This window comes from Paenibacillus sp. P5_B5 (assembly GCF_056400365.1).
In genome coordinates this window covers 18,517-45,344 of the sequence record NZ_JBFULK010000002.1, presented here as the reverse complement: position 1 = coordinate 45,344, position 26,828 = coordinate 18,517, and the positions used below count along the sequence as shown (strand labels likewise).

Below are 26,828 nucleotides of genomic sequence, written 5' to 3'. Positions count from 1 at the left end.
ACACCTTCTTCCATTATATACGACTCGGCCATATTTATCGATTAGAATCTGTCTTATTTGTATCTTCCTGTGGTGCTTCAATTCCACCATTAAAAGCATGAATATAATAAATTTTATATACGCCATCCATAATCGTTGTGACCCGCCAATAAGGCATTAAATAGAGTATAGGTGAATCGAATTGCTGACCATGATAACCGAGCTTAATATCCATAATCGTTGTCCCATTCGTCAACAAATTCTCCTTCTCTGCAAGACTGCGGATCGCAATATAAGGAGAGATCACCTTCTGCTCCACGATGTCTTTCTGCTCATTGCCAAGATCGACTTCCGCATAAGCCTGACGATAGCTTGTAATTTGGCCATCATGCTCAAGTAACTGGATCGTAACGTCGAATAATGGTAAATCCCCATACATCTGATTCATCACATAGGTGCCCGGTTTACTGACAATCGAATCAAATTGATACTCCTCTAGCCGCGGAATGTCCATTTTGACCGAAAGCTCTCTTGGTATAATTTTCTTCATAAATGAACTCACATGAACAGGCGATTTCAACATAATGGTCTGATCCGATTTGTAATCGCTGTTTAACTTCATCGTGATTTCCTTGAGCTTTGGCGCTTCCTTCGGGATGCCATTAGGAACCGAAATATTCTTCTCCATTAGTAACCGATTCGTTTCTTTGGCAATTTCCTCTACGTCGAGCGCGAGCTCTGACTGCTTCATTTCACGTACCACTAGCTGATACCCTAAGATCAAATTCAAAAACAAAAACGAAAGAACAAGAATCGTTTTAGCCCTACTCCAATCCATTCGGGTACCCTCCTAATTAATTGAACCTATTTATCCAAAAATTCATATTTACCATCACGATATTTAATAACCCATTGCGGCTCTAACCTAATTTGTTTATCCGTTACTACAGGGCGATAGGCTGGAAAGACCGAGACAATATTATAGCGATTCGGGACATTCAGCAGCATGGCTTCAAGCTCTTCTCCACCAGGTAAGGTTGAGCTACTCTGTTCAACCTCTTCATCTGGATTGATAATCGATCGCTCGTAACTTGTAACCATACCTTTTTGGACGACAAGATTCATAAGCCCAAAGCCTTCACCAGATGGTTGAATAATCGGATGCGAGCCGTAATACTGGCGGAATACAAACTTGGGATTTAGTGCCGCATTACCTGTTTGACGATGAGGAGATTCGCTAAGTCCATAATACGAACCATTCCAACCACCATGCTGGTTAATGAACTGCACGCCGGCACTGAAGTTCTCCCATACGTTATCCGTACTTTCTACAGGAGCTATAGGATCTGTATATTTGACCCATTTAAGACCTCGTTTAAGCAGCAAACCTTTCTTACCATCTGTATAGATCTGAGAGTCACCGAGTTCCGTATCTTTCAGTGATCGTACAATCCCTGGATCAACGAAAAGAACGCGTTTTAACTGATCATCCGTCATTACCGTATATTTAAATTGATATGTTGGTATATTGACTGGTTTAAGAGGTACATAGTACTCGCCATTCTGTGTAATATAAGGATCGGCGAATTCTCCCCACCCAATGTATTTATTGATATCCTTAACTGTAAAATCAGTTCGGATTAGTTCATAACCTTCCGTCCGAACATCCGTGAAGAAATAGACACGAACCTCATCTTGCTCATCTGACATAAAGATCCACATGTTCGTGATTTTATCATTTTCAACACCTGAGACATCCTTAATCTGAAATATCTTCTGAAGAATCTGAAGTGAAATACCTTCACGAAAATGTAGCTCAATCCCCTTACGCTTATTGCGAATATCTTCCCAATTCACATCAAGCAGAACCGGGTTCACTTTTCGGAAGCCTTCAAATGAACGCTGTTTGACACTCTCCATGATCAGGTTGTAGTGTCCCATGTTCTTGTATAACATCGTGTGCTTACTATTACCAAGATGAAACACCATATAATCCGGAAATACGAGATCCTCAATCTCTACTCGCTTGCCAAGCTTCTCTGGTTTAACATAATCTCCACTTATTGCAATAGGTTCATATTTCGGTGAACCATACATGAGCAAGTAAGTCTGGAATAAAGAGCCGAGAATTAGAACAACCAGCACCAATGTTTTCATTCTGTCGATCATACCAGCTCACTCTCCTTATGGTGTATGGGGAGCGTGAAGGTTACTTTGGTACCTTGATTGGTTTCCGAATCCAGTAAAATCGTACCTCCATGTGCTTTAACAATTTCCCGGGCAATGGACAGCCCTAGGCCAGTCCCCCCGACATTACGTGACCTTGCTTTATCCACTCGATAGAACCGATCAAAAATACGAGATATATGCTTTCGCGGTATCCCAATTCCTGTATCTATCACGGACACTGCTAGCCAATTACGATCTACTTGATGAGCTTCCAAGCTAATGGTTCCATTCTCACCTGTATATTTAATCGAATTCGAAATCAAGTTATCAAGTACCTGATCGATTTTATCACGGTCAATAAATACATGCTCTATATCCGTTCCTACTTCGATCACCATTTCAATATGCCGTTGATGCATCTGKAAAGAGAAGCGATCCGTTACTTCTTCCAGCATGTCTTCAATATTCGTGCTTGTTTTCATTAATATCGCTTGTTCAGAATCAAGTCTAGATAAATGCAATAAATCCGTCACTAATCGAATCATTCGCTCAGTCTCATTGCGTGTAACTCCGATAAACCGCTTCGCTAACGCAGGATCTTCCAGTGCACCATCATCGAGCGCCTCTAAATAGCTCTTAATTGTAGTCAGCGGTGTACGTAATTCATGTGATACATTCGCTACAAACTCACGCCGAGCTAGCTCAAGCTTCTCTTGATCAGTCACATCCTGTAAAACAACAATGATCCCTGTATCGTCACTGCTTCTAGAAATTTTCGTAAAGGTCAGACGCACGCTGATCTGCTCATCTTCATCTGGCGTATCAAGCTCAATCAGCAAGGTATTCCGATTGCCTTTGACATAAGATTTAATTTCATCCACTGAAATTGGCAATACGTCGGTCATACTTATGGGTTCAAGTAGTGCCTCCTCCGGTAGCCCAAGGATAAGCTGTGCTCGACTATTCATGAGCATGATCTGACCCGCCCAGTCAGAGGCAATAACACCATCATTCATATTCGTTAGGATGGAAGCAAGCTTGTCTCGTTCTTCTTCATTACTCGCTAGTGCATCTCTAAGCGACGTCATCATATAGTTAAAGGTATGCCCTAGCTGCGAAATTTCATCCTTGCCATATACCTTGACCGAGTGTGTAAAATTCCCTGCAGCAACAGATGTTGCCCCTTTAATGAGTTCTTTAATCGGCTTCGTAATTGTTGCAGATAGAATAACACCTAGCACGGCTGTCAGACTAAGCGCAATAATCGTCCCTGTGATAAAAATCTGGTTAATGGAGTTCATTTTTTCATACATCTGTTGCATAGACGCAGCAATATAGACAGCCCCATATGGTCGCACACCATTGCCTACAGGACTCGTGAAAATCATTTTACGCGAACCATCGGTATCCGTAAAAATCCGTTCATTCACTTTAATCCCCTGCAAAGCGCGTGTAACCTCTGGGATTGTATTTTTATTCCCGACCAGAGTCCCGTCTGACTGAATAGAAGACTCCAATACAACACCACTGCTATTAATAATCTGAATTTCCATATCCGGGCTTGCAAACAGATCATTCACAACATTCTTAAGATTATTGGAGTTGGCTTCACCACCTTCTTGCCCAATACCTTCCTGATCCTCCTTCAAATAAGGCTCTACATACTGTGCAAGTAAATTAACCCGACTATTATAAGATTTAACGAAGTCATCTTTGAAATAAGTCTCAAGCGTATTATAAAAATAAACTGCGATCATCTGCATCGCAATTAGAATTAGCAATACGTAGATGATAATTAGCTTGCTTTGGATCGATTGAAAGAACCTAGCAATCTTCATCTAAAAACCTCCGGATTTCGTGCTCCGCATCATGTAGCCAAGGCCACGTCTAGTCATAATATAATCTGGCTTACTTGGATCCGTTTCTAGCTTCTCCCGCAGCCTCCGAATTGTTACATCGACTGTCCTTACATCCCCAAAATACTCAAATCCCCATACAGCCTGAAGTAAATGCTCACGTGTCATTACTTTACCCGGGTTCTTGACTAAATAGAGAATCAATTCGAACTCACGATGCGTCAAATCGAGTGGCTCGCCATCCTTGTACACCACATACATGTCCGTATCGATAAAGAGTCCATGAAGCTTAATTCCCTGCTGCTCCTCAGCCTCTTCTACCTCCTGGGTCTCCTGCTCAAGCTGTGAAATCTTCACCTGGTTGACCTGTCTACGAAGATGTGCCTTCACCCTTGCGAGTAGCTCCCGTGTACCAAATGGCTTAGTTACATAATCATCTGCTCCCATTTCGAGTCCTAGCACCTTATCGATCTCTGTATCCTTAGCCGTCAACATAATAATCGGCATGTTCAGCTTCGCTCGAACCTCCCGGCACACATCCATACCATCTTTGACAGGTAGCATCCAGTCGAGTAGAATCAAATCCGGATTCTCAGAATAAGCAAGCTCCACCGCTTTCCCGCCATCATATGCACAGATAACCTCGTACCCTTCCTTCTCTAGGTTAAACTTCAATATATCAGCAATCGGCCGTTCATCATCAACAACCAGAATTTTTCCATACATCCAAATCACTTCCTTATTCGCCGTAATCAGTCATTACCGTTATTTTAGCATACTATGAATAAGAAGAAACAGTTTCGTGAACTTTTGAGGACAGACCTGTTTCTAAAGATTACATGAAGTGTATATATAAATAGAAAGAGACATGTCCCTCCTAATGAAGAAACATGTCTCTCGATTATTTTTTATTCAAGAATTGGGATGGATTTACCGGGGTACCATTCTTATGCACTTCAAAATGCAAATGCGTTCCATACGATTGACCCGTATTTCCCATAACACCAATTTTATCACCTTTTTGCACGATGTCGCCTTTTTTAACAAGTAATTTGCTCATGTGCATGTATACCGTTTTGTAACCATTCTTATGATTTAAAATGATATAATTTCCGTAATCTTTATGCTTTCCAGCGGTTTCAACTACAGCGTGATCAGCAGCCATAATCGACGAATTCCCTGTCATATCTAGACCCTTGTGAAGCTTGCCCCAGCGTTTACCGAAAGTACTCGTAATTCTTGGAGAATAGATAGGCCATGCGAATTTACCAGAACCCTCACCTTTGATCACAAGTGTACCTTTTTTGATGATTTCATTAACTGGCTCTTTGATGACTTCCTCAGAAACAAGTTCCTCACTAATCACTTGTCCATTAACTTTCACTAAATGGAACTGCATTTTCTTAAGTCCAGATTTACCTTCCTGCATTGTGTTCTTAACGCCTGCAAGAAGTGTGTTATCTGTAATTGTCTCTGTTTCGTAAGCGATCTCTTCGTTCTCAACTAAGGTTTCTTCTGTCCGAACATTAACGGTTGGATGTGATTGTGTAAGATCAAGCTCATCGCCTGCTTTAATGATATCATCAACGATCCACGGATTCCGCTCATATATCAATTCTGGTGACACATGGAATTTCTCTGCAAGCTGCCCAACTGTGTCTCCATCAACTACTTTATAGATAAAGGGTGCCACATTTCCATTGCGGAGAATTTCAAGCATTTCTTCTGGACTTAGAACGTCCTGTGGCTCGATTTTCTTAAGCGCAACATCAATATCTTCAACAATCTCTACCTGATCTACACTGACCGATTCAGGTGTTGCATTCACGTGTGAACCAGTTGCTGGAACTGCAGCTCTACCTTTGGGCTCAGCTGATAAGGCAACAACCTGTGATTCCTTCTTCTCCGTGAAGTCCTCTTTGAGATTCGTTAGTATAACGTCTACCGTTTCTTTATCCTTCACGTAACCAACCATCACACCATCAACACGAAGCTCGGCTCCAATGGTGTCAGGCTGAATTTTGTCATCTAATATAGCAAGTAGCTCTTTATCATTCACTTCTGGTTTAAATCGTTTCTCTGCGGCAAACTGAATGACAGTCGAGTCCCGTTCTGGCATTATCTTATGCACATTAGGAAATTCCACTGCTAGTTTCTTTTCTCTATCAATCTTATATGTATCGTAGACTGCTGGATCACTAATGAGCCCAACATCTTCTCCTGCAACTTGTACTCGATAGACATCTATCGAATTGGCCTTCACATAGGAATAGCCTGTAAAAACGATTGTACCTACAAGCACCCATACGCTAGCTCCCATAATGATATTCTTCTTATTATGTATCATAAGGGCTTGTACGGTGTCCTTGCCGTTCTTGAGTTTGCCAGTCAAGCTTTGCAGTTGAGCTTTATCAGAAGTAAGTGCTTTCGCTTTACCCCAGAGCTTCTTAGCCCAATCCATTCCCCTGAAATCTGTCATGCTCTTCTCCCTTTGTTTCGCTAGATTTACGAGACCCCAGAAGCAACAGTATACCGTTCAAAGAACGGATCCGTTTCTTAAGGTGAGTACAAGAAGTATAAACACTACATACTTAATGAACCCACTAAATAGGAAATGCTTACTCACCCTCTAAAGGACGAATACATTCCCTAAGGTATTAAAAAGCATGTAAAAAGTAGATTATGAGATCATCCATCTCCAAGAAGAAACGGTTTAACCGTCTTTAAAAGATGGTCATAATATGGCTTCTTTCATTACTCTTTCCTATATGAATAGGTTTCACGTAATTCTAAGTTTACCACACTCCTTCTCATCAATTCAACAAAGTACCCATTTAAGGGTCAAATAACGTCCCGTTTAGCCTCCGTTATTTGTCAAAATGGTTAACAATTCTTGGTATTCCTGGCCGTTTAAGCGATTCTGTAGAATGGTCTGAATTTGCTCTAGACCATCGCTAGTTATGCCATTCTCCAATAGTTTTGATATTTTCTGAACATCTTCTTCTGGTAGCTTTGTAGAAATAATATTGAATATTTTAATTTTATCTTCTACTGAAATATTATCTTTTAATTTCGTGAAAGCATCTCTACTCATGACAACATCCTGATCCTGTTTCCATACCTCTGTAGCTTCACCACTACCAGGTGGCGGAGAAGTTGAAACCTCAATGGATCCTTTGGGAATCGTTCTATCTTCCCTCGGTTTCTCACTTTGTAGAGGGGTTAATTCAGTTGTTTTCGACTTATCCGCCTCCGGCTTATTAAATACGCCAGCAATCACGTCTGTAAACTGAATTTGCGGAATTAAATTAGCTGGGAGCTGTAACTGTTGAAATATGTTCGTCACAACTAAGCTTACGACATACCAAGTCATTACTAATGTAATAAGAGAGACTACGATTGCACTGCCCGCTACTTTGGCAAGCCATTTTAACCATGACATATTTAATCACCTCTGATGTATAGTTGCCTCTCCCCTTTCTAAGTATTGACGAATATACCCTGATTGAAACGATTTCTACCAAAAAAACCCTCCCGCATATTATTGTGAGAGGGTTAAATAGTGATCTTCTGATTTATTAAGCGTAAATCGGACGAACAAGATTCGTCTGTTCACGGTTACGTCCAACAGAGAAGATCGCAATCGGAATGCCTGTTAACTGAGACACACGCTCTACGTAATGGCGAGCATTATCTGGTAGATCGCTCAGTGAACGAGCACCTGTAACGTCTTCACTCCAGCCTGGCAGCTCTTCGTATACCGCTGTGCACTCGCCTAGCATTTTGAGTGATGCTGGGTAATGCTCAATTAACTCTCCGCGATACATGTAACCTGTACAGATTTTCACTGTTTCAAGTCCTGTTAGTACGTCAATGGAGTTAAGTGATAAGCCAGTTAGACCACTGACACGACGAGCGTGACGAACAACAACCGAATCAAACCAACCAACACGACGCGCACGTCCTGTTACTGTGCCATATTCGAAGCCTTTTTCACGAATCAAATCGCCAACTTCATTATTTTGCTCCGTTGGGAATGGACCATCACCAACACGTGTTGTGTAAGCTTTGGCTACGCCAATGATTTGATGAATCTTCGTTGGACCAACTCCAGCGCCGTTACATACACCACCAGCAGTCGGATTCGATGAAGTCACATACGGGTAAGTTCCTTGATCAATATCAAGCATAACCCCTTGTGCACCTTCAAATAAAACACGCTTACCTTGGTCAATCGCATCATTCAGAACAACGGATGTATCCGTCACATACGGGCGAAGAATTTCTGCATATTCCAAGTACTCTTTCAAAATGGAGTTTGCATCTAAGCCTTGACCACCGTACATTTGTTCAATTACACGGTTCTTATCTGCTACTAGTAGACGCATTTTCTGTTCGAACTCTTCAGCGTCCATTAGATCAGCAATCCGAATACCGTTACGTGCTGCTTTATCCATGTAGCAAGGACCAATTCCCTTGCGTGTTGTACCAATTTTGTTCGCGCCTTTGCTGTCTTCTTCCAGTCCATCTAGTAATAAATGATAAGGCATAATGACATGTGCGCGATCACTGATTCGCAAATTTTTGGCAGAGAAACCGTTGCTGCGAACATATTCAATCTCCTCAATTAACGCTTGAGGATTAATTACCATACCGTTCCCAATGACACAAACCTTCTCTTCATAGAACACACCTGAAGGAATCATTTGTAGCTTGTATTTTTTATTATCAATTAAAATCGTATGACCTGCATTGTTACCACCTTGGTAACGTGAAACTACTTCTGCAGTTTCCGCTAAGTAATCCGTGATTTTCCCTTTACCTTCGTCGCCCCATTGTGTTCCAACTACAACAACTGTTGACATCGCGTAACCTCCGTTAGGTGAATCCACCTCTTATTTGCCTTTTGGCTTTTTGTGCATTATTAGTTTAGCAATCTGAAGTTTTAAAGTCAATAGAAACGAACGATACTTGTCCTATTCAAATAATTGTTCGGAAATTGTAAAATATTTGATAGTCGTCCTTTCGCATATATAACTTGGCGTGATTTAGACTTGCCATGACTTTTCTTCCTATTTTGCACTCTTATTGCGTTTTGTATTAGTGGCTCCTAATTTAAATAAAAAGAGGGTTCACAGACACTTATTTACTCGATTACAGCTCACTTAGCGGTAACCTTTTAAATAGGTTTCTGATAACCCTCTATTTCTTGCTACTCGAATCAATTTCATAATACCTTTAGCTGCTTCAATCGTTATTTAATAAGGCATTCCTGCGGCAGCCATAGGCGGTGCGCCCATTTCCTGCGTACGACTGAGTGGTACGAATTTATTGTAATTCTTCATAAAGGCTAGCTCGACGGTGCCAACAGGACCATTACGCTGCTTAGCAATAATAATCTCGATGATATTCTTCTTCTCTGACTCTTTGTCGTAGTAGTCGTCACGATACAAGAACGCAACGATATCGGCATCTTGCTCAATTGAACCGGATTCCCGTAAGTCAGATAGCATCGGACGCTTGTCCTGCCGCTGCTCAACGCCACGACTTAACTGTGATAGTGCGATGACCGGAACGTTCAGTTCCCGGGCAATCTGCTTAAGTGTACGAGAGATTTCGGATACCTCTTGCTGACGGCTATCGCCTTTGCCTCGGCCTGCGATGAGCTGCAAGTAATCGATCAGGATCATTCCAAGACCATGCTCCTGCTTCAAACGCCGACACTTAGCGCGGATATCCGCAACGGTAATCGCAGCCGAATCATCGATATAAATCTGCGATTCGGATAACGAACCGATCGCCATCGTCAGCTTCTCCCAGTCCTCGCTCTCGAGGTGACCGGTACGCAGCCTGCTGGCGTCTACATTCGCTTCCGCGCAGATCATACGCTGAACTAGCTGTGATGCACCCATCTCCAGTGAGAAGATGGCTACCGTTTCTTTGGCCCGCACGCCGACGTTCTGCGCAATGTTTAGCGCGAACGCGGTCTTACCGACCGAAGGGCGGGCCGCAACGATGATGAGGTCCGAACGCTGAAAGCCGGCCGTCATCTTGTCCAGATCGGGAAATCCAGACGGGATTCCCGAAGTGCCACCCTTATGCGAATAGAGAAACTCGATTTTCTCGAATACATCCATCAGCACATCGCGGATGGATATAAACCCATTCGCGCTGCGACGCTGCGAAATTTCGAATATGCGCTGCTCAGCATCGCTAAGCAGCATACTGACATCATCTGCGCTTGCGAAGCCGCTAGAAACAATGCCTGTAGCGGCGCGGATGAGTCGACGTAGAATCGACTTCTCTTCGACGATAGCCGCGTAATAATCGATATTGGCAGCTGTAGGAACAGCACTGGCAAGCTCAGATAGGTATGTTACCCCTCCAAGCTCCTCCAATTGACCTTTATCCTTCAGCTTAGACGTTAATGTAATCAGATCGATCGGCTCTTCTTCATTCGCCAGATCAATCATCGCTTCAAAGATCCGTTGGTGAATCGGCCGATAGAAATCTTCATGCGTCAGCCGCTCCATTGCCGTAATCATCGCTTCGCTATCTCGAAGGACCGCACCTAGTACCGCTTGCTCTGCCTCGACATTCTGTGGCAGCACCCGGTCCGATAGCATTTCCTCGTTCATAACCTCACCCCCTATAAGCTCAACTCATATAGTTAACTCTCATTTAATTACATGAATCCCTTGCATAATGCTATTGTTATTTCTTCTCTTCAATTACATGTACACTCAATGTTGCAGTTACATCATGATGTAATTTAACAGGAATTTTCGTTACGCCAAGCGTACGAATCGGATTGTCTAGTAACATTTTACGCTTATCAAGCTTTAGCTTGTGTTGTTTCTCAAGCTCTTCAGCAATTTGCTTAGTCGAAATAGCTCCGAATAGCTTGCCGCCTTCACCTGACTTTGCAAGTACCTGAACCGTAAGCGCAGTAATCTTCTCACCTAGTGCTTGAGCGTCTGCTAGCTCTTGCGCTTTACGTTTTAATTCAGATTGCTTGTGCTGCTCAATTGTATTAATCGAACCTTGTGTAGCTGGTGTTGCTAGCTTACGTGGGAATAGAAAATTAGTGGCATATCCTTCAGATATGTCCTTAATGTCACCTTTTTTACCTTGGCCTTTAACATCTTGTAAGAATACAACCTTCATTCGAATAACCCCTCTTCCTGATCAATTTCATCTAGTACAATTCTTAATTTGTTCACTGCTTCGCTGAGTGAGCCTTCGATCTGAGTAGCTGCATTGGTTAAATGCCCCCCGCCGCCAAGCCGCTCCATCACGACCTGTACGTTCATATCCCCCATCGACCTCGCGGATATACCGATTAAGCCATCTGGCCGCTTAGCCGCTACGAATGAAGCTCTGATATGTGTCATTTCAAGCAGCGTATCTGCAACCTGTGCAATCATGAGCTGAGAATAGGTTCGATTCGGTTCAGCAACCGCAAGCGCTATATGATCATAGATCACTTCGGTATGCTTAATGATTTGAGCCTTATCGATGTAGGATTCCAAATCCTCTTTCATCATCATTTGAATAATTCCAGAGTCAGCACCATTACGACGAAGGAACGAAGCAGCCTCAAATGTCCTGGCACCCGTATGCTGAGTAAAACTTTTCGTATCGACAACAATTCCAGCGAGCAGCACCGTTGATTCGAGTGACTCCATTTTTAGCTTATCATGAATATACTGCAATAGCTCGGTAACAAGCTCACAGGTCGATGAAGCATAAGGCTCCATGTAAACCAGCGTCGCTTCTGCTAAGAAATCCTCACTGCGGCGATGATGATCGACAACAACAATCCGTGGAGTCAAGGAGAGCAGTTTAGGCTCAGCAAGCATGGACGCTTTATGTGTGTCAACGACAACAGCAAGCGTACGCAGTGTAATCATCTGCATTGCTTGATCGGGTGTAATAAATCGCGGCGCTAATTTCGCGTCTTCATGAATCATCTCCATCAGCTTCTCGATCGATGGATTGATACCCTCAAGCACAATATATCCTTCTTTGCCAACGGTCTGAACAGCCTTCAGCACACCGATGGCCGCGCCTATGGCATCCATATCCGGGACCCGGTGGCCCATTATAATAACCTTATCACTTTCCTTAATTAAATCACGCAGGGCATGTGAAATAACTCTGGCTCTAACCCGTGTTCGCTTCTCTACTGCATTCGAACGTCCACCGTAGAAGGATAGCTTCTGTCCGATTTTAACAGCAACCTGATCACCACCGCGACCAAGTGCCATATCGAGACTCGCCTGCGCCATCCGACCAAGTTCAATCAGTCGATCGGCATCTGTTGCAAGCCCCATACTAATTGTCATTGGTATTTTGTGTTCTTCCGTTAAATCACGTACATCATCGAGAACATCAAATCGAGTTGCTTCTAAATTACGGAGTGTCTGCCGATTAAGTATCATCAGATACCGATCAGACGACATTCTGCGCAAATAAATATCATTCTTCAGTGCCCAGTCCGTAATGACACCCATTACTTTAGCTAGAAGTAAGCTTCGGGACTGATCGTCCATTCCCTGTGTTAACTCATCCCAGTTATCCATCATGAGGAGTCCAATCGTCGGTTTCTCTTCCTCGTACTTATACTGAAGCTGAGTATGATCGGTGATATCTTGGAAATACATTACCCGTTCATCAGGCTTAATCCATACATCATAGACCCGTTCACATAGGGTCATCTCCATATGGAATTCTTCCTTTTCCTTATGGCCCTTCATTTCTGGAAACAAATCAAGCAGCACTTCACCAATTACTGAATCTCGACATAACATTTGGGCTAAGAATGGATTATGCCACTCTATTTTGCGGTCTTCATTATAAATGACGATACCAATAGGTATTTGTTGAAGAGCAGCACTACCGGCTTTGCGCACACGCTGTGAGATAGTTGCAATATAGCGGTTCAAATCTTTGTGAAAAGTTCTTTCCGCACGTATCACCATCAGAACAAGCAAAACATCGAGTATAACAAACAGCAGACCGAGTAACCAGTTATACGCGAATAGGGCGATTGTCGCTAGCAATAGAACTGCATAAGCCCATGTCATGTGCTGTCCGTACCACCGTTTAGCAAGGAACTTCGGCATTTTTCTAGCTCCCCATCTTAATTTTGTTTGCGGAAACGATCTCGCAATTTAAAAGCAACATCAAACAAACCAATAAAGCTATATACAAAGATTGCTGGAGGTAAGAACACAAGCAGCACAATGCTTAAGATAGGAAATAAGCGACCTTTGTTGTTGATGTAGGTAATATAGAAAAAGAAAGATAATGCTTGTATGCCAAATGCAAACAGTAGCAACGGATACAAATTCATCCCTAATGTTACTAGGACCGATTTACTCTGTGGATTAGCAAACATATTAAAGACTAGAACCACAAGATAGATCCATACGAAGCTCTTCGGTAGCATCCACTCACGTAGAGGACTCAGTCTAGAAACTTCTGTTCCAGTTAGACTCATCAGGACACGACCGATTCCATGCGTCACAAAGGCCCAGAAAACGGCCGATATAATTAGCAAGGTTGGAATCATCCCGATCATCATATCGAGGAACAATTTTTCGGACTCGGGTGACACAACGCCTTCTATAAGAGGTTGAATCGTATCCAAGTAGCTCTTAGCCATATTATGGAAAGTTCCGACCAGATCATATCCACTGAGCGTAACAATTACAAGGCATAACAACATTTCTCCAAGTAGTGTTACGGAACCGATCGTGATTACCGTTCGAGCAGGCTTGTGCCTCCGGTGTAACATACCCATAACAATTCCAGTTGGTAAGAAAAATAAGGCAAAGATTAAAATAACTGGTCCGAGGCCTCCTGATAGCAAGTAAGCAATAGCAATTGCAGGTATCACATGGAGAGCTAGCCTTATAGGCGTCTCAGCAACTGCAAGTGCCATCAGCGGAACCATAAGTAAACAAATCGTGATTGGCACCAAGGCCGTGGTTGTAGACAATAGTAAAAGAATATAGGCTACAGTCCATATTAATGATAATATGCTTCGATTACGCAAGGGGTTCACCTCTTAGAAATATGGTCTTCAAGTGCAGAAATGTCCCCGTACCATTCTTCCAGCTGGTGACCATCCACTCTATGTTGTTTCATTTTTTCCAAAACTGCTTCATCTAAACTTCGATAGGACACACCAAGTCGCCTCCCGAGTATATAGGCACTCGAAATCAGGCTGGCTAGTGCATCAATTGTCTTTGCTTGGCTACCTTCCCATATGCCTTTTAGCAAGTGAGCTGCTTGGTCAATGACTTCTGTTTTCAGCCATTCAATGACCTTCACCCGCTTGGCTAAATCCAAGTCTTTCTCGTTATGTGACAACTTGTTCCCCCCACTCAGCAAGAATAGCCGGCTTGGCCATCCTTAAAAGGATTTGCCTTCGATTATATCACAAAATTGCAAGTTAAGTGTTATGCAACCTGAATCGCTCGCCCAATATTTGTAATAATATCCATTCTATTTTAAACTTAATATGAAGAATAAGCTCGGCCCGTCCTTTTCGGATGATAATGTCAAACATTTCTAGGTGAAAACTATGAATCCTAATCACGTTAAAGCAACTGAAGAGGCCATCCAATATATGAGAGACCATTTAGATGAGGACATTACATCTGATCAGCTTGCTGCGCTCGTTAACTATAGCCCATACCATTTTATAAGAGTATTCAAACGAGTTACAGGAATATCACCCAGGCAATATTTATCAGCATTACGCATAGAATCAGGCAAAATAAACTTACTCCAAAAGCCTTCATTACTTGTAAAAATATTATTATCCATTGGTTTTACTAGTCTTGGCTCGTTTAATACACGATTCAAACAATTTGTTGGCTTATCTCCTAAACAATTTCGAACCACTTCAAATCAATTAGTCAGCCATATGAAGGAATGGGAGCATAAGAGATTATCTTTCGCTTCATCCAAAGAAAGTCGCCCTCCCAAGATCAGTTGCCAAGTAGAAGCGCCTGAGTCATTTCGCGGGATTATATTCATCGGTTTATTCCCACGGCCTATTCCTGATCAGAAGCCTATTGTAGGCACAGCATTAACACTGAATAATCGAAGCTGTGAATTCTCACAAATACCTTGCGGTACATACTATCTTCTAGCCGCTGGTATTGCCTGGAGCATGAATCCGCGAGATTATTTTATACTGGATAAATCCTTGCGTGGTATGCATGAATCAGCTATCGAGGTCGATGAAACCACTGACCTAAATCTGACCATTACCTTACGAGACCCGCTCCCCTACGATCCACCTATTGTCGTTAATTTACCTCTTCTACTCTTTGAAAAAAAGAAAGCAAAGTAGGAGAATTTTTGGCTTTTTATCTATGCTACAATCAAATTATCACAATACATAGTTTATTGTGAAAGGAGAACCCATTCACATAACGATTAACGATTATAGAGGTTTCGCTTGAGGCGTTGCGTTGGGGTACTCTGCTGTACATAAAATGGAGGTGTATTTTGTTGCCACAAATTTGCGTAATATCGATTAATATAACGGATATGGAAGTAGCGAAGGAATTTTATTGTGGGAAGCTAGGATTTGAAGTTTCAGAAACATATTCCGATTCTATTGTGCAGTTGGAGCATGCTGGAACTCCCCTTATTCTAAATAAAGTGGATCGTAATACAACCGTACAATACCCAGAAGAGGCTCAGGTTGTTATAGGCCTTCAAACAGATGATCTCATTCAGACCATTGTGGAATATAAGTCCAAAGGCATTGAAGTCATTCATGATACGCCACAGCCTTGTCCACCAGGTAGCTATAGTGCAATTAGAGATCCTTTTGGCAACGTGATCGAGCTTCTCGAATTTAGCTAAAACAATACGTAACCATTTAGAGACCATTTCAATATATGAGCTATAATCGGTGCGCATTGAGGATCTAACCGATATAAATTGTTTAGCATAATAAAGGCGGCTTAATAGCCGCCTTTGTCCATTTATTAAACCTTTAATTAAACAATAATTAAGTCCTTGGTTACTAAGTTAACGGATTCGCATCCATCTTCAGTCGCAATAACAATATCCTCAATTCTAACGCCGAACTCCCCTGGTATATAAATACCCGGCTCCACACTAAACACCATACCTGGCACGATCAACTGATCATTAGCTTTATGAACGTATGGTGCTTCATGAATCTCAATCCCAAGGCCATGTCCGGTGCGATGCGTGAACAAAGGACCATATCCACCAGCTTCGATGACATTACGTGCTGCCAAATCAATATCTGCTAGTCTTACCCCTGGCTTAATTGCCTTCTGTGCAGCTTCATTCGCTGCCTTCACCAGTTCATACACTTCTCTCTGCTTAGCTGACGCTTCACCTACTGCAATAGTCCTTGTCATATCGGAGCAGTAGTGGTTAACTATGCCGCCCATATCAATAATGACCATATCGCCATGAACTACCTGAGAGTTATTTGGTGAATGATGAGGGCTTGCTCCATTCGGACCTCTGCCTATTCCCGGGTCAAATGAAAGCTGGAATACGTCTTCTTTTTTCCACAGAGACTTTAATTCTTCTACAATTTCCAGCTCGGTAACCCCAGGACGTACAAATGGAATTATCGCTTCCATCACCCGATTAGCCGCATAGCCTGACTTACGAATAATATCTATTTCTTGACTGTCCTTAATCATCCGAAGCGGAACAAGCACTTGATCACTTGCAACGAACTGAAGGCCTGGTTTCTTACTCATTAGTGCTAATAAATTAGCGCTTTGCCATGTATTATCTATAGATACCGTACCTGTATCTTCTAAATATTGTGCGAGAATACCGATGTTATCCTCACCATCATTCAAGAATACACATTCGGTCTTACTCGAATCGAAATCACCTACATGCAAAGAAGGAGCAAACACAACCGGCTCTTTTCCAAGTCTAATTAGAACAGCCATTAAGCGCTCATGAGGATCGATCCATTTTCCTGTAAAATAAAATACATTAGGCGTTGCCGTTACGATCAATGCATCACATGCATTTTGTTCCATTAATTGATTGACCTTGCGAATTCGCTCACCATACACATCAAGCAACATTTGCATTCATCTCCCCTGAATTAGTCCGTGTCATCTAAATTCTTTATAACTGAAATTTAGGATAAAAGCAATTTACGCACAAGAAGACTTATTATTTCTGGAATACCCATCCTCCTAATACTCATTGCCTTACTATGGGCTATCAATTGGAATAACAACAAGCCAGCTAGTCACGCTATAGACATTACGGGTTCTATTACACAGGTCAAAAGTAGAAGTTTCTTACAAAAGTCCCGTAGCCCTATCGTATCCGGTTCAAGCTACCGCCGGTAAGATTATCCTCCCATAAGTTGCTATAGCACAAGCTTTTATTGCATAAGTTTGCTTACTGCTAATTGTTTGGTGCTGTAGCACTTGTCCATAGAATACGTTCAAATACAAGTAAAATGCCGATATTTAGTTATACACATAGCGATAAGTTACCACTAAAAAATCTTATCAACATGTTGATAACTTAATCAGCTGAAATAGAATAGACTTATCCACATTAATGAAACACCCAATAGGATCTACTACAATATCCCAAACCTATAGCGATAATAATTATAACTTAACCATATTCTTCTCTATCGCTGGGTAGATTTTTTATATAATGCTTTATTAAAGTTTCTTATATACAAAAAAGACAACAAGGCACAAGGCTCTGCTGTCTTCTTATATATGCTATATCCTACTCCGTAGTGTACGGAAGCAATGCTACTTGACGTGAACGCTTGATAGCGGTAGTCAACGCACGTTGGTATTTAGCGGAAGTTCCAGTTACACGACGTGGCAAAATTTTGCCGCGCTCGGAAATGAACTTTTTAAGCGTTTCGATATCTTTGTAATCGATGTGCTTGATCTTGTTAACAGTAAAGTAACAAACTTTACGGCGCTTGCCTTTACCGCCACGACGTGGAGCAAATTTGCGCTCGCCGCGATCTTCGCCACCATTATTACCTCTTTTTTCAAAAGCCATGTGGTTTCAGTCCTTTCTACTCTAGAATGGCAAATCATCATCGGAAATATCAATAGGTTTTCCGTCATCGAAGAATGGGTCTTGCTGCTGTGTATCGCGGCTACCGCCTGAGCGATTGCCTCCGCTTGCTTGTCCGCCGGAATTACCCGTGGAACCGCCACTATATCCGCCACCACTATTGCCACCGCCAGAATAAGATTCTTCACGGTTGCCCGAATTCGATGATTCTAGGAATCGAACGTTGTCCGCAATAACTTCTGTCACATATACTTTGCGACCTTCATTATTATCGTAACTACGTACTTGAATACGGCCTTCTACTGCTGTCAGACGACCTTTGCGCAAGTAATTGGCACAAGTCTCTGCAAGCTGCCGCCACGTTACGACCGGAATGAAATCCGCTTCGCGTTCGCGCGTTTGTTGGTTTGTGAATGGACGATCTACAGCTAGAGTAAACTGAGTAACAGCAACACCTGCTGGTGTATACCGAAGTTCAGGATCTCTTGTTAGCCTGCCGATTAGAACGACACGATTAAGCATCTTGCACCCCTCCTGACGATTTCTTACTTACATGTTTCACGATTAAGCTACATCTTTAGTGATGAGATAACGAATGATTTCGTCAGAAATCTTCATTACACGATCCAATTCAACAACAACTTCTGGAGTTGCAGTGAAGTTGACAAGGACATAATGTCCGTCACGGAACTTGTTAATCTCATACGCTAGACGGCGCTTACCCATTACATCATGCTTTGTAATTTCGCCACCATTGTTCGTGATGATGCCTTGGAACTTCTCTACAGTAGATTGAACAACTTCTTGCTCAATATCTGTACGAATGATGTACATCACTTCGTATTTGCGCATGTATTTCACCTCCTTTTGGACTAAACGGCTCCTATATAGGAGCAAGGAGCGAGTGTTCTTAAGTAAACTCGCACCCAAATACTATACCAAATATCACGTCTGTTTACAAGAGGTTCTTCTTGGTATTGTATAGTGTACTGTATTGACGTGGATATTAAAAAAATTATTTCGTTACAATGCTCATTACACCGTTATCAATAGTAATAGTTTCCGGATTACTGAACAGGAGATTAAATAACTGTGCAGGAACGTATGTTTTCCCATTGATTAACATTGGAGAACTTCCATATTGAATAGGCTTTGCCAAATCATTTGCATTGCTGCTTATATGATAACTATCAAAACCGATTTGAATATCTGTTTTCAAGAAGTCATTTTGGACAAAGCTGGAACAATGCTAATCACATGATTAACTTACATAGCGGCAATACTTATACCACAGACCACTTCATGCGAAGGAGCGACTCTACAATGGGTGAAAAAACACAATTTGAACCTGGCGACACAGCACCAAACGACGGAAGATACATTGAAATTGGCGAACGTGCCTTCCATATGGGTATTAACGATCCTTTAATCATTAACCTCAAGCAAGGTGATCAATTTCCAGAAAACAAGAACCACAATCGTAAATGGAAACGATTATATAATCAGTAATCATGAATCATGCAACAAGACCATCCCATAAGACTGATTGAAGGTAAGTTCACTCAAAAAAGCGACCCCTCAAACGAGGGATCGCTTTCCATTTTTAGTAACTAGACGTATTTTTTGAGAATTAGGATCTTTCCACCGGTTAGTTGTACCTGGCATGGCTATATCGTGTTAACACAAAAAAACGACCCTAGAATAGGGTCGTTCACATTTTCTTGTTAGTGGCGGAGAAGGTGGGATTCGAACCCACGCACGGCATACACCGCCTAGCTGATTTCGAGTCAGCCCCCTTGGGCCTCTTGGGTACCTCTCCGCGGAACAAGGATTATTTTATCATAAATAAATTATCATGACAACCTATAATCAATAATTCAATAAGACTTATACCAGGCCTAACGCTAAGAATGGATCGTTCATTAGAGCAATAATCCCAATCACTAATATAATAATGAAAATGCCATATAAAGCTGTCGCAATAATGCCTGTGACCATTCCAGCGGTCGCCATACCTTTACCAGCTTCACCTGTTCTTTTAATTTCGTCACTAGCGAGCTTAGCAAACACAATGGCTATAATACCAATTACAAATCCTGCATATGGAACAATTAAGCTCAGAATCCCTAGAACGAGTGCAGCTATTGATTTACCATTGGTTCTAGCCTGCGCAGGTGGTTGCATAGGTGGCATTCCTTGATAATTACCTTGATAATTGCCTTGATAATTATTATTATTCGGATCCATTAGACATCTCCTCAAATCTTCCATTTTATTTAACTATGGTTAAGTTTACATGAGTAATGCAATTTTTTCAAAACAATTTTTACAATTATACACAATTTGTGAATGACGTATTAAGTACCGAACTATTGCCCCATCAACCTGTTTGAATCAGATTTTACAAAAAATTAGATTCACTTATCCGTATTATCTAGTCCTCATTATATTCCTGTTCACTTCTTATAGCTGGTTGAAGTACCTTCTTTAGTTTACTCTCAAACTTAGCTCTTGGGACAAGCACAGAATGCTTACAGCCTACACATTTAATCCGAATATCCATCCCCATACGAATGATCTCCATCTCATTCGTTCCGCAGGGATGAGGCTTCTTCATTTGTACAATATCACCAAGGCCATATTGCTTACGCTCCATTTAATTTGCCTCCTTTTCCGTTTTCATATAAGTTACTGTTTTTGGATACGGGATTTCGATTCCGTTTAGATCAAATTCTTTTTTGATATCTGCATACATCGCTCTAGACACGTCCGTATGCGTATTAGGTATGCACTCTGCTGTAATACGCATAACCACCTCTGAATTACCTAGCATCTGAATACCGAGTACTTTCGGTTCTGCTACGATCAGATCACTTCCAGTGTACATCCGAGCAGCTATCTTCTTAAGAACTTGAAGTGCTAAATCAGTATCAGCCTCATATGCAATCGCTACATCTATTACAGCAATGGAGTTATGTATAGAGAAATTAGTTACCTGAGTTATACTACCATTGGGAATGATTTGTACTTCCCCTGTCCAACTTTTAATTCGTGTAACCCGTATACCAATTTGTTCAACTGTGCCTTTAAACACCCCTACCTGAATAACGTCACCTACTGCAAATTGATCTTCAAAAATGATAAAAAATCCTGTTATTACATCACGCACTAAGTTCTGAGCTCCAAAACCGATTGCCAGACCAACGACTCCCGCACCCGCGATTAGTGGCCCTAAATTAATACCAAACTGACCTAGAATCAACAATAAAGCAATGAAATTAACTGCATAAGAAATACAATTATGTATTAATTTACTAATTGTGTTTCCCCGTCTCGAATCAAACTTTAAGGGCGCATGATGTCTAACGGCCATTATTTTATCAATTGCTTTATCTGCAATTTTAACAGTTATTCTGGCTATCACATATATGAGTATTATACGTATCAAATGAGGGATAATCTGCAAATCACCTATATATTCTAAAAAATTCATCCAATATTTTTCGAGTAAGTTCATTCTGAGTTGAAACCCCCTACTAGTTAACGACAAAACCACATCATTAAACTAACATCATTTAGTATCATATAGTATTCATACACTAAACTTTATCATGTATTAACTATACTCTTTATAACCTTCATTCTTCTTAACATAAATCCCTCTAATTTCAACATTTTCATTTATAATAATTTGCTTAACTATCTCGATGTCTGTGCCTGAGAACTCAATTGATAAGGCACACCCTGCTGTTATTGATTTAGGTGTCGGACAAATGTCAATTTCAATTTCCGCATATTCCAGTAACATTTCGGCTCTCAACGCTTGTTGAGTCGAATCAAATGCAATTAGCATCATTTCCACAAACATAATCCTCCACTACGTATATTCTCTCACTTTATTCCGTATACTAGTAAAAATTGTTAGTCTAGTATAGTTTATCAATCTAACATTCGGAGGGATCCCCATGTTTGCTTCTTCGCCTATTAAGCTCCTATACACAGATATTAATACCGCAAGCAAGCTTTCAAGCTATTTACTTAACCTTTTAAATCAGGTAGGTACACGCCCCGTTGTCATTTGTTGTGTCGGCACCGATCGTTCTACTGGTGATTCATTAGGCCCACTAGTCGGTAGTCGTTTATCCAAATACAACACTACAGAATTTAGCGTTTATGGAACACTCAACGATCCTGTTCATGCCATGAACTTAAACGATAAAATCACTGAAATTCACAATCAGTTTCATAATCCCTATATAATTGCAGTAGATGCTTCACTTGGCCAAATGAGTTCTATCGGTCACATTCAGATAGGTGATGGTCCTCTTAAACCAGGTAGTGGAGTTAATAAAGAATTGCAACCTGTTGGGAATATTCATATCACTGGTATTGTTAATGTATCAGGCTTTATGGAGTACTTCGTCTTACAGAATACTCGGCTTAGTATTGTTATGAACATGGCTGAAGTGATCGCAGATTCCATTTATCATTCACTACAAAGCTTATATATCGTTCGTTCTAATACAGCTGCAGGTCATGAGCATTAATTTATATCAACTAGTACGCTCTTTGAGTTGTCTTTTTTGATCTCAGAGCTCTGATCTATATGGCTCAAGGCAATTCAGTTTATTTGGTAAGTAGAATAGCTTCTTTCTCTTCAGGTGATAAATTATACGTAGATGCACCCTTTTGGATTGGCTTGGCATACATATAATTTTGGTCTCTGCTATAAATACTTGTCAGAACAATTCCATCACCCAAGTCATCTAATATCGCTATAGTGAAGCTTAAATCATTATTTCCCACATCCCCAAATGCACTATATCGGTGAATGCTTACCTTCGTTTTCATTGTTTTTATTGCTTCCTGGATTTGCTTTACTTGCAGATCTAGCTTATTACCTAAATCGCCTTGTGAATTCAGTTGATCTTGTATCCCAATCAGCAATTGTTCTATATTAACACCAGAAGTCCCATTCATAAGGGATTTATAAGATTTCTTCATCTTCGATAACTTAGCAAATAACACAATAACTAAAATAAGAAGGATAATAACAACTCCTACAACCACAGCCAATCCTGGTAACACCCATTCTTCCAATTGTCCCATTTTAAGTCCTACATCCTTTCAATCCGACAACTTAATTGATTTAAATTAACGAGCTATATGCTAAATTGTAGCCTTTTCTTCTTATCTATTGTTTAAGAACTAATTACAATTCATTTCATTAAAGTTCAATAAGCTTGCGCAATTTCTTTAACTGCTTCAATAAAATAATCCACTTCTGAATCTGTTGTAAAATAACCTACTGATGCTCGTACAGCACCTTGTTCAAGTGTACCTACTGATTGATGAGCGAGCGGTGTACAATGATATCCAGCTCTTACTGCGATGCCGAATGATTGATCTAATATAAATGCAATCTCTGAAGACGCTGCACCCTTTACATTAAACGCAACAATGCCTGTCTTATTTTGTCCCAATTCAGGGCCAAAAAGCTGAATTCCATCAATTTGTAATAGACCTTCCATTAGGCGCTGTGTTAGCGTCCACTCTTTCGCATGGATCTTCTCAATTGTTTGTTCTAACACATATTTTATACCCGCATTAAGTCCCGCGATCCCTACCGTATTCTGCGTTCCTGCTTCATATCGGTCCGGTCTTACACTCGGTTGATCCACTTCCTCTGATTGACTTCCAGTTCCGCCATGTAATAGCGGATCAAGTTCTATCTCAGGGTGTATGTACAGCCCCCCTGTCCCCTGCGGCCCCAGCAAGCCCTTGTGGCCGGGAAAAGCGAGCATGTCGATGTTCATCTCATCGACCCGTATAGGCAGAATGCCGGCGCTCTGCGCAGCATCCACAAGCAACCGCACGCCCTTGCTGCGGCATAGGGCGCCTATCTCCGGCACGGGAATAATCGTGCCGAGAAGATTCGAGCTGTGTGCCACCACACACAGCGTAGTCTCTGGGCGGATGGCTGAAGCCACATCCGCTACCTTAACGTTCCCGCGTACATCAGCGGGAACATAAGTCACTGAAACGTTACGTGTACGTTTCAGATATTCGAGCGGTCTTCGCACCGAGTTATGCTCAATCATCGTACAAACCACATGATCTCCGGCTCTAACAAAGCCTTTGATGGCTAAATTCAACGCCGCGGTTGTGTTCAAGGCAAAAGCAATGTCATTCGGATTCCGAATGCCGAACAGCTTTGCCGCATTTACCCGCGCCTCAAATAGTACGCGACTTGCTCTAACCGCCATCGTATGGCTTCCTCTGCCTGGACCTGCCGCGCTGTCGGCTAAGCTTCGTGACATCGCATCAATTACAGTCGGTGGCTTGGGCCATGATGAAGCTGCATTATCGAAGTACCTGATCTCCATCATACGCCTCCTCTCGATCACTATAATTCTAATGTATAACTATATTGAGAAAAAGATGGCATACCTAAGTTTTATCTTTCAACTAAAGGAACGCTTATGACTCAGAAGTCTTCTGCGTTTCTCGAAAGAAAACAATGGGTATGCCACATAATATTGAGGTTAACACTTTAATAACTTGAATCAATTTCATATTACCTTTAGCTGCTTCAATCGGGACTATATATAGATCAAAACGCTTTAATTTGTCTATAATATAGTTTCAATATAACCATTTAGATGAGTTATGAAATTGATTCACTTTAGATTATTTTTGTCTAAAGCAATTCTAGTAAACGCTCTAAATCATCACTTGAATAGAACTTCAATTCTATTTTCCCTTTATTGTCCATGTTATGGATGTTAACTGTCGTTTGGAATTTTTCGCGTAAGTTATCTTCCGCTTGACGTATATAGGGATCTTTCTTCTTTTCTTTAGGTTTAGTTGGTGTCGGTATATTCTCATTCTTAGCTTCTTCAAGCAATTTCAATTGTTCTTCAATTTGACGAACACTCCATTGCTCAGAAACACATTTTTCTGCTAATTCTTTTAACTGTTTGGTGTCCTTAACACCCGCAAGTGCACGAGCATGTCCCATCGATAATGTTCCACGTGAAACATATTCTTTGACAACATCGGGCAATTGCAATAAACGTAAGAAGTTAGCAATATGAGAACGGCTTTTACCAACCTTTATTGATAGCTCTTCTTGGGTTAACGAAAATGCTTCAATTAAATTCTGGTAAGCTACAGCAATCTCCATTGCATTTAGATCTTCCCGCTGCACATTCTCGATCAAGGCGATTTCCATTACCTGTTGATCTGACAGCTTCTTAATTACAGCAGGTATTGTTGCGATCCCAGCTATTTGACTTGCTCTATATCTTCTCTCACCTGCGATAATTTCAAACCCTTTAACAACATTACGAACAATAATCGGCTGAATAACACCATGTTCTTTAATAGATGCTGCTAGTTCTTGAATATTATCATCATCAAAGTTCTTTCTCGGTTGATATGGATTTGCTCTCAATTGACTCAGCGGTATTTGTACTACCTTATCATCATCGTTAATATGCAGTGTATCAATTAGCGCATCAAGCCCTTTACCTAACCGCTTGCTCATGTGAAATCACTTCCTTTGCAAGTTCAAGGTATACCTCAGCACCCTTAGATCTAGGATCGTATGTGATAATTGACTGACCATGACTCGGTGCTTCGCTCAAGCGAACATTTCTTGGAATTACCGTTTCATATACCTTTTGTTGAAAATACTTCTTAACTTCTTCAATAACCTGTATACCTAAATTAGTACGAGCATCAAACATCGTTAACAATACACCTTCAATTTGAAGGCTAGTATTCAAATGTTTTTGTACAAGTCTCACTGTATTTAACAACTGGGATAATCCTTCTAACGCATAGTACTCACATTGAATTGGGATGATAACCGCATCTGCAGCAGTTAATGAATTCACAGTAAGAATCCCTAATGATGGTGGGCAATCTATTAGAATATAATCATATAAATGACGTAATAGATTAAGAGATTTCTTCAATCTAACTTCCCGAGAAATAGTGGGAACAAGTTCTATTTCAGCACCAGCTAACTGAATTGTAGCAGGAATAATTTTCAAATTCGGCACATTTGTCTCAACTGTAGCATCATTTGGATGAATATCATTAATAATAACATCATAAATACAATATTCTACATCAGCTTTATTGATGCCCACTCCACTTGTTGTATTGCCTTGTGGATCGATATCAACTAGCAATACTCTTTTACCCAAAGAAGCCAATGAAGCACCTAAGTTAACAGATGTTGTAGTTTTACCTACACCACCCTTTTGATTCGTAATTGCTAAAATTTTAGCCAAAATTCACTCACCTCAATCTATTTACTCTACAATTTTTAAATATCCAATTTACCAATTCAGATATAATTCACTCAATCTTACTGCCTCAATACAAACCAGCTTATTTTAAACAATTCAATAAATACTGATTGATCGAGAAAAATCTTGCTTATTCATAACAATACTCTTGCTATGCTAGATTGATATCTATGCATAATGGATAGGAAATATTTAACTGAAAGAGAGGAATTCTTAGCTATACTTGATTTACATACAAAAAAAATGAAGAAAATCTAGTGAAATAGAAATTCTAAAACCAGTTAATGCTTTTTTAAGACGATAATTCTATTCTAACATATTTCAATCTTAATTTCCTATAAAGATATAAAAAAGACCTCAATTCATGACGAATTGAAGTCAAATATTTAATATTTTTTTTGAACTGAAT

29 protein-coding genes and 1 tRNA gene are annotated in these 26,828 nt (G+C 40.9%); 4 read left to right on the top strand and 26 right to left on the bottom strand.

The features are described 5' to 3' along the window. Window positions 1-34: 34 nt before the first annotated feature. From yycI to AC1DOK_RS02800, 12 genes are all read right to left on the bottom strand, one after another. Window positions 35-817, bottom strand: a complete 783-nt coding sequence (gene yycI / locus AC1DOK_RS02855; protein WP_477552725.1) for a two-component system regulatory protein YycI — start codon at window positions 815-817, stop codon at window positions 35-37. A gap of 26 nt (window positions 818-843) precedes the next feature. Then, entirely contained in the window at window positions 844-2,148 is a 1,305-nt protein-coding gene (locus AC1DOK_RS02850) for a YycH family regulatory protein (protein ID WP_477552724.1), read from the bottom strand. Then, window positions 2,145-3,986: an ATP-binding protein gene (locus tag AC1DOK_RS02845; RefSeq protein ID WP_477552723.1), complete on the bottom strand. Its 1,842-nt coding sequence runs from the start codon at window positions 3,984-3,986 to the stop codon at window positions 2,145-2,147. The genes AC1DOK_RS02850 and AC1DOK_RS02845 overlap by 4 nt, the downstream gene beginning before the upstream one ends. Then, a complete protein-coding gene (gene yycF, locus AC1DOK_RS02840) occupies window positions 3,987-4,730 on the bottom strand; it encodes a response regulator YycF (RefSeq protein WP_477552722.1) in 744 nt (247 codons plus the stop codon). It abuts the gene before it with no gap. Window positions 4,731-4,905: 175 nt separating this feature from the next. Then, window positions 4,906-6,483: a peptidoglycan DD-metalloendopeptidase family protein gene (locus AC1DOK_RS02835; RefSeq protein WP_477552721.1), complete on the bottom strand. Its 1,578-nt coding sequence runs from the start codon at window positions 6,481-6,483 to the stop codon at window positions 4,906-4,908. A gap of 378 nt (window positions 6,484-6,861) precedes the next feature. After that, window positions 6,862-7,446, bottom strand: a complete 585-nt coding sequence (locus AC1DOK_RS02830) for a hypothetical protein (RefSeq protein ID WP_477552720.1) — start codon at window positions 7,444-7,446, stop codon at window positions 6,862-6,864. Between the two features lie 136 nt (window positions 7,447-7,582). Continuing rightward, window positions 7,583-8,869: an adenylosuccinate synthase gene (locus tag AC1DOK_RS02825; RefSeq protein WP_477552719.1), complete on the bottom strand. Its 1,287-nt coding sequence runs from the start codon at window positions 8,867-8,869 to the stop codon at window positions 7,583-7,585. A gap of 393 nt (window positions 8,870-9,262) precedes the next feature. Further along, window positions 9,263-10,642, bottom strand: a complete 1,380-nt coding sequence (gene dnaB, locus AC1DOK_RS02820) for a replicative DNA helicase (RefSeq protein ID WP_477552718.1) — start codon at window positions 10,640-10,642, stop codon at window positions 9,263-9,265. A 76-nt stretch (window positions 10,643-10,718) separates the two neighbouring features. After that, on the bottom strand, window positions 10,719-11,171 hold the full coding sequence (gene rplI / locus AC1DOK_RS02815; RefSeq protein ID WP_477552717.1) for a 50S ribosomal protein L9: 453 nt from the start codon (window positions 11,169-11,171) through the stop codon (window positions 10,719-10,721). Then, window positions 11,168-13,132, bottom strand: a complete 1,965-nt coding sequence (locus AC1DOK_RS02810) for a DHH family phosphoesterase (RefSeq protein WP_477552716.1) — start codon at window positions 13,130-13,132, stop codon at window positions 11,168-11,170. Before AC1DOK_RS02810 ends, rplI begins: the two co-directional genes overlap by 4 nt. Before the next feature lie 17 nt (window positions 13,133-13,149). Then, window positions 13,150-14,067, bottom strand: a complete 918-nt coding sequence (locus AC1DOK_RS02805; RefSeq protein WP_477552715.1) for a DUF2232 domain-containing protein — start codon at window positions 14,065-14,067, stop codon at window positions 13,150-13,152. Window positions 14,068-14,072: 5 nt separating this feature from the next. Continuing rightward, window positions 14,073-14,384 carry a MazG-like family protein gene (locus AC1DOK_RS02800; RefSeq protein ID WP_477552714.1) on the bottom strand — a complete coding sequence of 104 codons (312 nt, stop codon included), beginning with the start codon at window positions 14,382-14,384 and terminating at the stop codon, window positions 14,073-14,075. Window positions 14,385-14,598: 214 nt separating this feature from the next. Here AC1DOK_RS02800 and AC1DOK_RS02795 point away from each other — a divergent pair, with 214 nt between their 5' ends. Both AC1DOK_RS02795 and AC1DOK_RS02790 read left to right on the top strand, forming a co-directional pair. Next, window positions 14,599-15,375 (top strand): AraC family transcriptional regulator, encoded by a 777-nt coding sequence (locus AC1DOK_RS02795; protein WP_477552713.1) that lies wholly within the window; start codon window positions 14,599-14,601, stop codon window positions 15,373-15,375. 158 nt (window positions 15,376-15,533) lie between these two features. Next, complete coding sequence (locus tag AC1DOK_RS02790; protein ID WP_477552712.1) at window positions 15,534-15,896, top strand: VOC family protein; 363 nt, start codon at window positions 15,534-15,536, stop codon at window positions 15,894-15,896. A 137-nt stretch (window positions 15,897-16,033) separates the two neighbouring features. Here the strand turns inward: AC1DOK_RS02790 and AC1DOK_RS02785 are convergent, their stop codons facing one another. From AC1DOK_RS02785 to AC1DOK_RS02765, 5 genes are all read right to left on the bottom strand, one after another. Further along, a complete protein-coding gene (locus tag AC1DOK_RS02785; RefSeq protein ID WP_477552711.1) occupies window positions 16,034-17,122 on the bottom strand; it encodes a M24 family metallopeptidase in 1,089 nt (362 codons plus the stop codon). A 670-nt stretch (window positions 17,123-17,792) separates the two neighbouring features. Next, on the bottom strand, window positions 17,793-18,080 hold the full coding sequence (gene rpsR, locus AC1DOK_RS02780) for a 30S ribosomal protein S18 (protein WP_477552710.1): 288 nt from the start codon (window positions 18,078-18,080) through the stop codon (window positions 17,793-17,795). A gap of 21 nt (window positions 18,081-18,101) precedes the next feature. Continuing rightward, the gene (ssb, locus tag AC1DOK_RS02775; RefSeq protein WP_477552709.1) at window positions 18,102-18,620 is read right to left on the bottom strand and encodes a single-stranded DNA-binding protein; all 519 of its coding nucleotides are present in this window, start codon (window positions 18,618-18,620) and stop codon (window positions 18,102-18,104) included. Between the two features lie 42 nt (window positions 18,621-18,662). Next, a complete protein-coding gene (rpsF, locus tag AC1DOK_RS02770; protein ID WP_477552708.1) occupies window positions 18,663-18,950 on the bottom strand; it encodes a 30S ribosomal protein S6 in 288 nt (95 codons plus the stop codon). A 163-nt stretch (window positions 18,951-19,113) separates the two neighbouring features. Next, a complete protein-coding gene (locus AC1DOK_RS02765) occupies window positions 19,114-19,317 on the bottom strand; it encodes a hypothetical protein (protein ID WP_477552707.1) in 204 nt (67 codons plus the stop codon). A gap of 104 nt (window positions 19,318-19,421) precedes the next feature. Here AC1DOK_RS02765 and AC1DOK_RS02760 point away from each other — a divergent pair, with 104 nt between their 5' ends. Continuing rightward, window positions 19,422-19,607 (top strand): YjzC family protein, encoded by a 186-nt coding sequence (locus AC1DOK_RS02760; RefSeq protein WP_477552706.1) that lies wholly within the window; start codon window positions 19,422-19,424, stop codon window positions 19,605-19,607. Between the two features lie 219 nt (window positions 19,608-19,826). Here the strand turns inward: AC1DOK_RS02760 and AC1DOK_RS02755 are convergent. The 5 genes from AC1DOK_RS02755 to AC1DOK_RS02735 form a co-directional block, all read right to left on the bottom strand. Next, window positions 19,827-19,917, bottom strand: a tRNA-Ser gene (locus AC1DOK_RS02755). A 68-nt stretch (window positions 19,918-19,985) separates the two neighbouring features. After that, the gene (locus AC1DOK_RS02750) at window positions 19,986-20,345 is read right to left on the bottom strand and encodes a DUF4190 domain-containing protein (protein ID WP_477552705.1); all 360 of its coding nucleotides are present in this window, start codon (window positions 20,343-20,345) and stop codon (window positions 19,986-19,988) included. Between the two features lie 187 nt (window positions 20,346-20,532). After that, complete coding sequence (locus AC1DOK_RS02745; protein ID WP_477552704.1) at window positions 20,533-20,754, bottom strand: DUF951 domain-containing protein; 222 nt, start codon at window positions 20,752-20,754, stop codon at window positions 20,533-20,535. Continuing rightward, on the bottom strand, window positions 20,755-21,615 hold the full coding sequence (locus tag AC1DOK_RS02740; protein ID WP_477552703.1) for a mechanosensitive ion channel family protein: 861 nt from the start codon (window positions 21,613-21,615) through the stop codon (window positions 20,755-20,757). 99 nt (window positions 21,616-21,714) lie between these two features. Beyond that, window positions 21,715-21,951 (bottom strand): putative Se/S carrier protein, encoded by a 237-nt coding sequence (locus AC1DOK_RS02735; RefSeq protein ID WP_477553086.1) that lies wholly within the window; start codon window positions 21,949-21,951, stop codon window positions 21,715-21,717. A 112-nt stretch (window positions 21,952-22,063) separates the two neighbouring features. Between AC1DOK_RS02735 and yyaC the strand changes: the two genes are divergently transcribed. Continuing rightward, a complete protein-coding gene (gene yyaC / locus AC1DOK_RS02730) occupies window positions 22,064-22,645 on the top strand; it encodes a spore protease YyaC (RefSeq protein WP_477552702.1) in 582 nt (193 codons plus the stop codon). Window positions 22,646-22,724: 79 nt separating this feature from the next. Here yyaC and AC1DOK_RS02725 read toward each other — a convergent pair whose 3' ends face one another. The 4 genes from AC1DOK_RS02725 to AC1DOK_RS02710 all read right to left on the bottom strand — a co-directional run bounded on the left by AC1DOK_RS02725 (window position 22,725) and on the right by AC1DOK_RS02710 (window position 26,401). Then, complete coding sequence (locus AC1DOK_RS02725) at window positions 22,725-23,207, bottom strand: DUF4446 family protein (protein WP_477552701.1); 483 nt, start codon at window positions 23,205-23,207, stop codon at window positions 22,725-22,727. Between the two features lie 125 nt (window positions 23,208-23,332). After that, window positions 23,333-24,484 (bottom strand): aminotransferase class V-fold PLP-dependent enzyme, encoded by a 1,152-nt coding sequence (locus AC1DOK_RS02720; RefSeq protein WP_477552700.1) that lies wholly within the window; start codon window positions 24,482-24,484, stop codon window positions 23,333-23,335. Between the two features lie 314 nt (window positions 24,485-24,798). Then, on the bottom strand, window positions 24,799-25,647 hold the full coding sequence (locus tag AC1DOK_RS02715; RefSeq protein WP_477552699.1) for a ParB/RepB/Spo0J family partition protein: 849 nt from the start codon (window positions 25,645-25,647) through the stop codon (window positions 24,799-24,801). After that, the gene (locus tag AC1DOK_RS02710) at window positions 25,628-26,401 is read right to left on the bottom strand and encodes a ParA family protein (RefSeq protein ID WP_477552698.1); all 774 of its coding nucleotides are present in this window, start codon (window positions 26,399-26,401) and stop codon (window positions 25,628-25,630) included. The genes AC1DOK_RS02715 and AC1DOK_RS02710 overlap by 20 nt, the downstream gene beginning before the upstream one ends. Window positions 26,402-26,828 lie beyond the last annotated feature (427 nt).